This window comes from Tolypothrix sp. PCC 7712, from assembly GCF_025860405.1.
GTDB lineage: Bacteria > Cyanobacteriota > Cyanobacteriia > Cyanobacteriales > Nostocaceae > Aulosira > Aulosira diplosiphon.
This window is the reverse complement of record NZ_CP063785.1, coordinates 83,357-96,154: the sequence shown is the minus strand read 5'-3', so window position 1 is coordinate 96,154 and position 12,798 is coordinate 83,357. Positions and strand designations below refer to the sequence as shown.

Below are 12,798 nucleotides of genomic sequence, written 5' to 3'. Positions count from 1 at the left end.
ATGACAATAGCTGAATTATCTTCCGAATCTCTCACGGATGCACAGTGGGAAATTGCCCATGCGATCGCTCAAACTTTAGTGAGAGATAATACAGATATCAACGAATTGGGTAAAGCTGTTGCTTACCTGCGCGCTTCTGTAAATCAGCAAAATGCAACTTCTAGGTTTTTCCAATACCTGAAAACCCTTGTTAGTAACGGTAAACACATTGGACATAGCAGCAAAACTACCGATTATTACCGCAGTATCGAGAAAGCCTGTAGCGATTATCTCAAAACTGTGAGCGATGCTCATACCATGCTGCAAATTTTAGGTTGGGTAGCGCGCTTGATGCGTTATTACAAAGATGCTGGTGTCCCGATTGGGGAAATTGCTACACCTCAAACCACTGTGCTTGAGTCAGCGCGTCAAGTGGAAATTGCCAAAGTGGTTCAAGCGCAAGACTTTCAAGTTGAGCAAATTATCGAGGCTCAAGTTACCAAAATCAATAGTAATAAAGTCACCTATGAAATTTTGGGGACGATTAGGTTAACAGAGAAGGAACCGAAAAAAGCCAGTTCTTTGCAAGAAGGACAGATGGTTAAGGTAAAAATTGTGTCTCTCAAAGAAGATGGCAGCATTAAAAGTGTAAAGTGTGTAAGTTAACTCAGTATTTGAGCTTAAAGTTTTTTATAGGTAAAGCTTGACGAAGATAAGTTATTGAATTAAGTTATTTACATTGCAAAGTTACTGTAAAGTCCTCAGTGCTTTCTCTAGCTTTTTTAGACCACAGAACCTTGAAAATTCAATAAATATATTGTGTTTCTGGGGTAGATTTCCATACTACCCTGGACAGGAAAAAGCGGTTTTGCGGCCGATCCGCCAAATCGCTGAAACCCTAATTTTTTCGTGGAATCGGCCGTTCGCTTATCCTGTAAGGCTTTCAGAGATTTTTTCTGGATATTTTGCTGGCGGAAAAGCAATAAAATTAGTATCGGCCGCAAACCGCCTCTAGAAGCTATATAGGATAAGGGTTTCAAATCGAGGGGTTACGCTTACACCTACCCCGCAAGGGGATGGAAACAACATAGCTACCTAGGCAGACTCTCTTTATCCTGTTATAGTCGGCAGGTTACGCTTACACCTACCCCGCAAGGGGATGGAAACCTACGTCCCAATCCCATTTGCAGAGCATAGGGTGCTGGGTTACGCTTACACCTACCCCGCAAGGGGATGGAAACGGTGACTGGGGTATTGCTAAACACTGGTCTAAGATTGTTACGCTTACACCTACCCCGCAAGGGGATGGAAACTGGATATCACCGTCGAAGCCTTCGGTTTCTTCAAGTAGTTACGCTTACACCTACCCCGCAAGGGGATGGAAACCCGATTTGTGCATGAACAGCTTCCTTCCAAGCTTGAACGGTTACGCTTACACTTACCCCACAAGGGGATGGAAACATATCGCTGTATATCCAACAAGCGGTATCGGACTTAGTTATGCTTACACCTACCCCGCAAGGGGATGGAAACCCAGCAGTATGACCAATTACTTTAGTTTTATCTGTACTGTTACGCTTACACTTCCCCCGTAAGGGGATTATGAGAATTATTCACCCATACACTCAGGTTTGAAAAGAGCGATCGCTTTTTCTGAGAATGATTATTTTTCGCATCAAAGATTCAGCCAACCAGACTGCAACAATGCGATTCGGCAAAGTTTGCAACTAACATGAATTGGAAGGATAAATTTTACACTAAAAAGTCAAAAAAACTAATTTATTTTTAATTCATAAATAAATTCTCTTTGAAACAGAAAAATAATCACCACTAATATTGAGCGATTGTTTTACAATCTGTAATATTTTGCTGATTCCCTTGAAAATAAACAATTTCAGCAATTACAGACTGCGTAAAAACCTAATTTTTGCTTTACATAACTCAACAATTGTAGAGTTAATAACTAATTACGAATTATGTTGAAATTGATCCCTATTTATTTTTAATTCAATGTCCAATGCCTGGAAATTACATAAATATCAATACCACAAGAGATAACATTTTAAACTCATATCAATTCTTGATGGATCTGCATAGAATCAGATCCCCCCTAGCCCCCCTTTTTAAGGGTGGAACCGGAATCAATCATCAAAATCCCCCTTAAAAAGGGGGATTTTGGGGGATCTAAAATATGTGCAGCTTCACAGAAAGGATAATTGGTATCAGAATTTGGTTAACGGATAATAGTCAACAGCTAAGGGGCCAAGTTTTCCTTCCCATTACCCATTACCCATTACCCATTACCCATTACCCCAATCCCCAATCCCCAGTTCCTAGTCCCCCACAGGGGATGAAACCACAGTAAAATATTCCACATTATTTGCATAGCAAGCAGCGATGGCAAGAGCAGCAATATCTACCACTCGCAAAGCCAAGTCCAAATCTGTGACTAAGTCCTCTGTTCCTACGTGGGCTGATGATACAGAATTGTTGGGATTGGTGTTTGACCTTGAAGCTATTAGTTCTACTTCCCTATATTCGCAGTATACAATTGGGCTTCATGCTTGGTTTCTTGACCAAGTACGACAATTCAACCCGGAACTCTCGGCTTATCTCCATGATGGCGAATCGGAAAAGCCTTTCAATATCTCAGCGTTGGAAGGTCAACTCGTTCCTACTGGTAGACAGCTGCATCTAGAAGCAAAGCAGACTTATCACTGGCACGTTAACGCCCTATCTCCGAGGGTAGCGCAGTTTCTGGGTCAATGGTTAACCCAACTGCCACAAACTTTAGCTTTAAGGGATGCGCCCTTGCAAATTAAACAGGTGAGTATTGCTCATCCACCCACAACCTACGCCCAATTGTTGCAGTCATCTGTGGAGAAACAAACTAACGTCAGTCTCAGCTTTGTTTCCCCTACCAGTTTCCGCCGCAAAGGTCATCATTTCCCCCTTCCTGTGCCTGTAAATCTCTTCCACAGCTATTTGCGCCGTTGGAATGACTTTTCGGGAATTCCCATAGAAACAGAAGCTTTCCTCGATTGGATAGATGAAGGGGTGATTATTCATCAGCATCGGTTGGAATCGGTAAAAGTGGCGGCTGGTAAACGCGGTTCCGTGACTGGCTTTACAGGGGCGATTTCCTGTGGTTTGAGTAAAGCTGCTTTAGCTAATACAGAATTTACCCGCTTGTTTTATGCCTTAGTGAGACTTGCGCCTTACTGCGGTACAGGACACAAAACCACCTTTGGACTCGGACAAACGCGCTTAGATTGGTTGGAACCAGAACCAACTACACCCACGCAGTTACTGACAAATCTGCTGGGGGAGAGGATTGCAGAATTAACAGAAATATTCACCGCCCAAAGGAAACGCACAGGAGGCGATCGCACTGATAAAATTGCTGCAACCTGGGCGACAATCTTGGCAAGGCGCGAAATGGGAGAATCTTTGCAAGTAATAGCCGAAGATTTAGAAATGCCCTATACTACCGTGAAAACTTACGTTAAGTTGGCGCGCAGGGCGTTAAAGCAAGATGATGGGGGATGAGGGGGATGAGGGAGATGAGGGAGATGAGGGGGATAGACTTTGGTGATGCGGTTAAATTTAGGTTTTAAACAAGTATAAATACTAAATTAAGCTGTATATTTAGCGACATTTTAAGTTGCAAATCTTTAACATTACAAAAGTAAATATTGGCTAAAAGTCTACAATTTAGATGGTAGCTTCCTCAAAAGATATGTGTAACACTAAGGAGCTACTTCAAGCTAATTTTAAACGGAGGTCAGGCAATGGCTATCGCCACCATTAATCCTGCCACTGGGGAGACAATCAAGACTTTTGAGGCGCTGAATGATACAGAAATTGCTGCGAAGCTAGATTTAGCTGGTGAGGCTTTTGAGCATTACCGCAAAACTAGTTTTAGAGAGCGATCGCAATGGCTGATCAAAGCTGCTGAGATTTTAGAACAAGAGAAGGCAGAATTTGGCAAGTTAATGACCCTGGAAATGGGTAAGCCTTTAAAAGCTGCGATCGCAGAAGCGGAAAAATGTGCGGCTGTCTGTCGCTACTATGCAGAAAATGCGGCTGATTTCTTAGCTGATGTTTCTGTAAAAACCGATGCCAGTCAGAGTTTTGTGCGTTACCAGCCATTAGGTGTAATTCTCGCCGTGATGCCGTGGAATTTCCCTTTCTGGCAAGTGTTTCGCTTTGCTGCGCCAGCACTAATGGCGGGTAATGTTGGTTTACTTAAACACGCATCTAATGTACCGCAATGTGCCTTAGCAATTGAAGATATTATTCGCCGCGCTGGGTTTCCTGAAGGTGCTTTTCAAACACTATTAATCGGTGCAGCGAAAGTAGCCGATTTGATGGCTGATGAGAGAGTCAAAGCTGCTACCTTAACCGGAAGTGAACCTGCTGGTGCATCCTTAGCAGCTGCGGCAGGTAAACAAATTAAAAAAACAGTCCTAGAATTGGGTGGAAGCGATCCATTCATCGTGTTAGAGAGTGCTGATATAGAGACAGCAGTTGTCACAGCTACTACAGCACGAATGTTGAATAGCGGGCAATCATGTATAGCAGCGAAACGTTTCATTGTTGCAGAAGCGATCGCTGATAAATTTGAAAAACTGTTGTTAGATAAATTTCTGGCTTTAAAAGTTGGCGATCCCATGCAACTAGACACCGACTTAGGCCCATTGGCAACTCCTGATATTCTCCAGGAATTAGACCAACAAGTCCAAACTGCCGTTAAAAGCGGCGGTAAAGTCCTCACAGGCGGACAACTTTTAGCCGATCGTCCTGGTAACTTTTATCCACCCACCATCATCATAGATATTCCCCAAGATAGTGCGATCGCCCAAGAAGAATTTTTTGGGCCAGTAGCCTTATTATTCCGTGTTCCCGATATTGACGCAGCCATTAAACTTGCTAACGCCACACCCTTTGGCTTAGGCGCAAGCGCTTGGACAACCAACGCCCAAGAACGCGATCGCTTAGTTACAGAAATTGACGCTGGCGCAGTATTTATTAACGGAATGGTGAAATCCGACCCCCGCCTACCTTTCGGCGGTATCAAACGTTCTGGGTATGGTAGAGAATTGAGCATTCAGGGAATACATGAGTTTGTCAATGTTAAAACTGTGTGGGTTAAATAGTTAGTCATTAGTCATTGGTCATTTGTCATTTGTCATTTGTTTTTTGACGAATGACGAATGACAAATGGCAAACAACAATATTGAGGAAACAAAATGAATACAGCAGAGTTATTAGTAAAGTGTTTAGAAAATGAAGGTGTAGAATATCTTTTTGGGCTTCCTGGTGAAGAAAACCTCCATGTTTTAGAGGCTTTAAAAACATCTTCCATTAAATTTATTACTACCCGTCACGAACAGGGTGCAGCATTCATGGCAGATGTCTATGGACGCTTAACTGGGAAAGCTGGGGTTTGTCTTTCTACCCTTGGCCCTGGGGCGACTAATTTAATGACTGGGGTAGCAGATGCTAACCTTGATGGTGCGCCACTAGTAGCAATTACCGGACAAGTGGGAACCGATAGAATGCATATCGAATCCCATCAATATTTAGATTTAGTGGCAATGTTTGCCCCGGTTACTAAGTGGAATAAGCAAATTGTTCGCCCTAGTATTACACCCGAAGTCGTCCGGAAAGCCTTTAAGCGATCGCAATCGGAAAAACCAGGTGCAGTACATATCGATTTACCAGAAAATATTGCCGCTATGGCTGTAGAAGGCAAACCCTTGCGTAAAGATAAAATTGAAAAAACCTATGCATCGTTTGCTAGTATTCGCGCTGCTGCTGCGGCAATTTCCCAAGCAGTAAACCCATTAATCTTAGTAGGTAATGGAGCGATTCGCGCCCAAGCAAGTGATGCAGTTACCCAATTTGCTACCCAACTAAATATTCCCGTTGCTAATACTTTTATGGGTAAAGGCGTGATTCCTTATACTCATAACTTAGCCTTATGGTCAGTGGGATTGCAGCAACGTGATTTTATTACCTGCGGCTTTGATAACACAGATTTAGTAATTGCTATTGGCTACGATTTAATCGAATTTTCACCAAAAAAATGGAATCCCGACGGACAAATTCCCGTTATTCATATTGCCCTCAGTTCCGCAGAAATTGATAGCAGTTATATTCCCCAGGCAGAAGTAATTGGTGATATTTCTGATTCTCTGGTTGAAATTTTAAAGTTAGCCGATAGACAAAATAAACCCAATCCCTACGCTATCAGCTTAAAACCAAATATTCGTGCCGACTACGAAGAACACGCCCATGATGATGGCTTTCCTATCAAACCGCAAAAATTAATTTATGACTTGCGGCAAGTGATGGGCCCTGATGATATTGTCATCTCGGATGTAGGGGCACATAAAATGTGGATTGCCCGCCATTATCATTGTCATAGCCCCAATACTTGCATTATTTCCAACGGCTTTGCAGCAATGGGAATTGCTATTCCTGGCGCTTTAGCTGCAAAACTCGTTTATCCCAACCGCAAAGTAGTGGCTGCAACTGGCGATGGAGGCTTTATGATGAATTGCCAGGAATTAGAAACAGCTTTGCGCGTCGGTACTCCCTTCGTCACCTTAATATTTAATGATGGTGGCTATGGGTTAATTGAGTGGAAGCAAGAAAATCATTTTGGCCCAGGACAGTCAGCTTTTATCCGCTTTGGTAATCCTGACTTTGTCAAATTAGCCGAAAGCATGGGTTTAAAAGGTTACAGAGTTGAAGCTGCGACAGATTTAATTCCTGTTCTTAAAGAAGCTTTAGCCCAAGATGTCCCCGCAGTTATCGATTGTCCTGTAGACTATCGTGAAAATCGCCGCTTCACCCAAAAAGCCGGCGAATTAAGCTGCAAATTGTAATCCTCTGGTGCACATCTAAATTGCACATCTTCTTGTTGGGATAGTTTCAATCTAGTAGTGGACTGACAAGACTAAAATAGTCCATGAAAAAAACTCTTGTGGGGTGGACATCTTACCCGTCCGGGGCGGACAAGATGTCCACCCCACAAGAAAAATTATTGCAACATTTTAGCCTTGCCACGCCAGTAGTGGCGTGTCTAGACTAAAATAGTGCGTTAGATTAGAAAAAATTAACCGCAGATAAACGCTGATAAACGCGGATAAAATTAATCTTTATTGCAACATTTAAGGCTTGCCATGCCAGTAGGGTGCGTTACGGCTTCAGCCTAACGCACCGCCAACAATATAAAAATGCCCAGATACCCGACTTTTTAAAAAATTTGGGTATCTAAATCTCTATAAAGTTCAGTGAAATTACACCTAATCATGTAATACAGTTCAGTTAAGAAAAATAATTGACAACAAAACCAAAAAACTAGTTATACCATTTTGAAAAAAGAACGCGACAGATGGGTGGGGGCACGGCACCTGTAAGATATTTCATATACCAAAAGATTGTAGATGCCGTGCCCCTACAAAGAATGTATCTGTTGCAAACATTATTGGAATTGGTATTATTCAACAAAAAACTCAACAATAATTTTGGAGGGGGTTTGGGGGAGAATCCCCCAATTGAGCTAGCTGTTTCCACAACTGACAAATCAATCACTAATGAACTTATCTGAACTGTATTGCCTAATAATCACCCTTACCAGGGATTACCCACCATTGTAAATGCTGCCCAATAATAAGGATGAGACAGGGATTTATCTTGTTCATCGATACTTTCAGCAGGTAAAGGCAAACTTGTCACAGGTTCTAAACCTTGAATTTGACCATTTTTGACGAAAACTTTGCCTGTAGCCATCGCTACTTGTGCTTGTCTTAAAGCTTCGGCGCGAATAGGTGCGGTTTTCAAGCTTTCGTAGAACTTCGTCATTAAGGCGGCTGTACCTAAATCGCTGACGTACCACAGACTCGCAACACTAGTTTTGACACCAGCCAGTACAGCTAAACCAGCAAACCCAATCTCTGCTTCTTCGTTTCCTATCGCAGTGCGACAAGCACTTAATACCATCATCTCAACTTGGGGGTCGTTTAAGCGTAATTGCCGGATTTGGTCTAAACGTAGTTTATCTTCCCACAATTGAATATAGGATTTATTCAAAGTACCTGGCTCAAAGTCTGCATGGGTAGCCATGTGGATAATCCCAAAAGGTTCTTGACGACGAACTGCTTTGAGATTAGCTAAAGTTGCTTGTTTATCTAACAGTAACTTACCTTGCCATAGTTTCGTCACTAATGTTGATATTTCCACTGGAACTGCTGGCAAAGGTTCTTGTCCTTGGGTACTTTGGGAAACACCTAAAGCTAAAACTTGGGATTTTTTAATATCTGTATACAGAGTGTTAGTTAAACTGAGACTGGGCATTAAACCCACACTATATTTTTCTACCAAAAAGCTTTTACCATCGTGAAGCGCTGCCATTGGTGCAGAACGTAAACCAATGTCTGGGAGAAATACTAAATTTGTGATTCCTTGTGTTTGCAATTCTGCATTGATTGGGGCAATTATCCAATTATAAAGTTGGTGAGATGGCCGCAAATAAAGGTTATTGCTTGGATTAATAATTTCTTGGCGGAATTGATTAGCTGTTTTGAGAACTTTGGTTTTTGTCGCTTCAGGAATGCGTTTGCGGATGGGATTACCCTTGCCTGTAATTACTACTATTTCCAGTTGTTCATTATCTGTTTCGGCTGTAGTATTTAGCTGTTTATTAGCTGAAGCAGGTGCAATTTCTACAGGTACAAAACTGAGGTAAATAAATGCCGGCTTTACACCAGTGGCTTTTTCAATTTCAATAGCTATTTCTTTGGCATCATCGGGTGATTTGAGTGTAGTACCACCGACACCTAAACGTTGCTCAAATTCCCCAGTGAATTTATCTTCTGGAAGTTCTTCGCCAACTTTTGGATCTTTGCCACCACCATTATTATTGACAGGCTCATCAACTTTTGTTGGTAGACAATTGAAATTACACACAGGAATATCTGGCTTATTTGTCTGGGTGACGTTGATACCTATCTGTACAGGTGTGGAAGTAGAAACACCATCACTGGCGCGAATGGTAAAGGCATTGAGCGAACCAGTAGTATCTGTTGGGGGTGTGTAAACTAAGTTAGAACCGCTTGATACTGTAGTCACACCAGGAACAACAGCAGCACCATTAACGGTTAAAGTACCAGAATTGACTGCATCAATGCGAATGGTGGTGTTGTCGTTGTTAGCATCGGTAACTACTGCGCCTAAACTACCAAAATTAACAGCTACCGATTGATTAATTTGGGTATTAGGTAATGTGGTGTTGGCTGTTAATGTTGGGGGAGTGTTGACAGAATTAATTGTAATCCCGGCGGGAGTGCCGCTAGCTGCGCCGCCGTTGGGTAATACAGGCGCACTCAAGCTACCTGCATTAATGATGGAAGTTCCCCCGGCGTTGAGTGCGCCTGCTGTACCGTTGACGCTAGCATTCCCTACGGTAAACGGCACATTATCAGGGCCGCCATCATGTTGAATTGTAATATTACCGCCGATAGGTGGTGCAGAGCTACTAGTACCGCCTTCTCCAGCATTAATAATGCCACCAGTTGCGATGGTATTTCCTAGTAGAGTACCTGTTCCTCGCACCAGCCCATTAGTTAGGACTTGGACATCACCGCCAGTTACAGTACCTCCTGGTTCCGTCGTCGCTTGGCTGTTGATTGTAGTAAAGGTAATTGTGCTACCAAAAGGATTGGTTGTCCTGAGAGTGACGTTTCCACCTGTAGCCGTTGCATCACCATCAACATTCAATGCGGTAGCTGAGGAATTAATTGCACCAGTCGTAATATTAGCCGCAGCAGTTAAGTTCACTGCACCAGATGTCGCCGTATAATTGCCACTCTGCCCGGTTTTGGTTACAGATGAGTTAATTGCGCCTGTCGTGATACTACCTCCACTACTAGTTGCTTGAACGGTTCCACCTGTACCTGACTGGAAACCTCCAGTTGCGGAGGTATTAATATTACCTGTATTGATATTACCAACAGCAGTTAAATTTAAAGTCCCCGCCTGACCCCCAGTCACGGCACTGATATTGGTGCTAAGATTTCCCAGGGTAATCGCACCCCCGCTACTAGTAGCAGTAATATTACCTCCGTTATAGCCACCACCGTAGCCTTCACCCCCAAACACAAAGCCACTAGTGTTAATATTGCCCGCAGTAATGTTACCTGTTGCAGATAAATTCACATCACCGCTAGGAGCAAAGTTACCTGTAGTGTTGAGATTCCCTAGTGATAAACTCGCGCCGGAGATAAAGATATCGCCTCCAGTAGTATTGATGGTGTTGCTGGTATTGGCAAAGGTAACAGCACCATTTTGTGAAGTTAGCCGGAAACTACCTGCACCGCCTAAATTTAGTGTCGCTACACCAGCAGCAGTTGTGACTCCAGGTGTATTCCCTGTAATGGGGTCAATAGTAATATTTCCTGTCGCCTGTAAATCAATATTGGCACCAGCAGTACTTAACGCACCCCAAGAAATAGTATTCGCACCATTATCAGCCAATCCAAAAGGAATACTACTCGGTGTCCCATCAAAAGTACCACCTGCGGCGGCATCAATAATTCTTAAGGTGCTGGGGTCGAGTAACAAAGTCCCCAATGTACCATTAGTTGCGGAAGTATCTACCTGACCATTGTAGGTGAGGAAATTTTTACCCGATACTTCCACAAAACCACCATTACCACTATTCGCCCCACCACGCGCTGTAATTTTACCGAGGAATTGGGTGGTGTCATTACCCCAAACAATTACCCTTCCCCCATCGCCATTGAGGTTACTATCGGCAGCGATTACCGATTTACTATCAACATAAGTGTTAGTCGCAGTTGGTACAGTACCCTGACCTTGATAATCTCCACCAATCAAGACTGTACCGCCACCATTATTTCCAGAGGCGTTAATATTGGCATCAACTAAACCGACTTGTTGACCTAAAATATTCACCTTCCCGCCTGTGGAACCAGAAGCATCAACTTTCCCAGACACAATGGTTGTACCGGGTGTTGTGGGGATAGTTGTGTTAGAAGCTGAAAGTTTCACTGTTCCATCAGGGTTAGCCGTTAAACCTGTATTCCCAACAGTGAGTAATTCCGGTAGAGAGGGAATGGGGATTGTCCAGTTATTTGGTTGATTACTATTAGCCGCTGAAGGTTGAATTTCCAGACTTAACAAATTACCAGGCTGGCTAAGGCGTACCCAATTTTCCCCTGGTACAGATGTCACCAAAATTTGCCCAGATGGTGCTGTAAGAGTGCCGGTATTTACCACTGTTCCACCCAAAAGGCTCAAACTTTGCCCATCAGCCACAGCCAAATTACCAGCATTTAATATAGCTCCTGGCTGGCTCATGGTAAAGGCAAAACCTGTGGGATTACCAACTAAAACGGAGTAGTTATTCGTCGCACCACTAGCATTAAACCAACTATCACCAAAAGCAATTCCGTTGGCGGTGGTGGCGGTGAACGCACCAGGAACATTTAAGCTAGCATTCGGCCCAAAAACAAATCCGGCGGGATTCATCAAGTAAAGGTTAGCAGTTCCCCCTGTTACCTGAATTAAGCCATTGATAATGGAAGCATTACCACCTGTCACCCTACCTAAAATGTTTTGCAGATTAGGATTGGCTTGGAAGTTCGCAATTTGTTCTGGTGTTAAACCAAACTGTTGAAAGCTGTGGAATAGGTTAGCACCATCACTTGAAGTCTGACCACCAGTAATATCTAGCCTGTTACCATTAGGGGTAACGATGGTATTTGTACCATCATTAGCAGGTATAATTTGTTGAGCTTGGGCTGTAATAGCAGAGAGAGTTGCAAATAAGGGAAGAATCCCGGCGCAAAGCGGCTGGGCTTTGAGTAAATGTTTGCGGACTTGAGAGGAATTATGTTCTCTTACCTTCTGCCTCCTGCCTTCTGCCCCCTGCCTCCTGCCCTCTACTTGCTTGTGACGCAAGAAAAAGTGCCCTGTGGAAAGTTCGACATCGATTTGATATTTATCAGCTAGTCCTCGCCGTTGCAATGCTTGGGCAATAACTTGTTGAGAACATAACAGCAGTTCTAGCTGGGCTTGTTTGGTGATATTCCCAGCGTGGTGGCGGTAATAGTAAAGTGGCTGCTGAATATGTGCAACTTGAGTAACTTCCGAAAGCCGCAAACATAAATCGTAGTCTTCCGCGTAATCCGGGGAACCATTGAACCCATCTACTAAGTCATAAATAGAACGACGAATTAGGCGGAATTGAAAAGTCATGAAATCGACTAGCAGTCGTTCTTGAGAGTAGGGAATCAAACTGCGCCGACCATATCTAATAACTTTACTCTTGTCGTCAACATCTAGATAATCGGTGTATACAAAGCCGACTTCTGGCTGACGGTTGAGGATAGTAACGGTTTTTTCCAAGGCGGTTGGTGCTAAATAGTCGTCACTATCTACCCAGCCGATGTAGGTTCCTGTAGTTTGAGCGATCGCATCTCGTCGTGCCGCAGTTACTCCCTGATGGGGTGCTGCTACTACCCGCACTCGCCTATCTTGCCCCGCATATTTTTGCGCGATCGCAAGGGAATTATCTGTAGAGCCATCATCCCACACGAGTAACTCAAAATCTCGCCATGTCTGCCTCAGGACGCTGGCGATCGCCTCTCCTAGAAAATGCTCCCGATTGTAATTCGTAATGACAATGGAAATCGGCAGTGACATGGAAGTTCTCCAACGCAATTTCTAATCTCTGACCAGCATATTTATCCTATCGGATATCACTGAGAATTTTGCAGTGTTAAA

6 protein-coding genes and 1 CRISPR repeat array are annotated in these 12,798 nt (G+C 43.3%); of the genes, 5 read left to right on the top strand and 1 reads right to left on the bottom strand.

Annotation, left to right across the window (positions count from 1 at the left end; all coding sequences use genetic code 11):
* The 5 genes from HGR01_RS00365 (at position 1) to HGR01_RS00345 (ending at position 6,875) form a co-directional block, all read left to right on the top strand.
* The gene (locus tag HGR01_RS00365) at positions 1 to 645 is read left to right on the top strand and encodes a hypothetical protein (protein WP_045867787.1); all 645 of its coding nucleotides are present in this window, start codon (positions 1 to 3) and stop codon (positions 643 to 645) included.
* 382 nt (positions 646 to 1,027) lie between these two features.
* Positions 1,028 to 1,512: direct repeats of the CRISPR family, unit length 36 nt; unit sequence GTTACGCTTACACCTACCCCGCAAGGGGATGGAAAC.
* A gap of 658 nt (positions 1,513 to 2,170) precedes the next feature.
* Positions 2,171 to 2,344 carry a hypothetical protein gene (locus HGR01_RS00360; protein WP_155538932.1) on the top strand — a complete coding sequence of 58 codons (174 nt, stop codon included), beginning with the start codon at positions 2,171 to 2,173 and terminating at the stop codon, positions 2,342 to 2,344.
* Positions 2,345 to 2,376: 32 nt separating this feature from the next.
* The gene (gene cas6, locus HGR01_RS00355) at positions 2,377 to 3,528 is read left to right on the top strand and encodes a CRISPR-associated endoribonuclease Cas6 (protein ID WP_045867786.1); all 1,152 of its coding nucleotides are present in this window, start codon (positions 2,377 to 2,379) and stop codon (positions 3,526 to 3,528) included.
* Positions 3,529 to 3,770: 242 nt separating this feature from the next.
* Positions 3,771 to 5,138, top strand: a complete 1,368-nt coding sequence (locus tag HGR01_RS00350) for an NAD-dependent succinate-semialdehyde dehydrogenase (protein WP_045867785.1) — start codon at positions 3,771 to 3,773, stop codon at positions 5,136 to 5,138.
* Between the two features lie 93 nt (positions 5,139 to 5,231).
* Positions 5,232 to 6,875 carry an acetolactate synthase large subunit gene (locus HGR01_RS00345; protein WP_045867784.1) on the top strand — a complete coding sequence of 548 codons (1,644 nt, stop codon included), beginning with the start codon at positions 5,232 to 5,234 and terminating at the stop codon, positions 6,873 to 6,875.
* A gap of 748 nt (positions 6,876 to 7,623) precedes the next feature.
* Here HGR01_RS00345 and HGR01_RS00340 read toward each other — a convergent pair.
* Positions 7,624 to 12,717 carry a CHAT domain-containing protein gene (locus HGR01_RS00340; protein WP_045867783.1) on the bottom strand — a complete coding sequence of 1,698 codons (5,094 nt, stop codon included), beginning with the start codon at positions 12,715 to 12,717 and terminating at the stop codon, positions 7,624 to 7,626.
* Positions 12,718 to 12,798 lie beyond the last annotated feature (81 nt).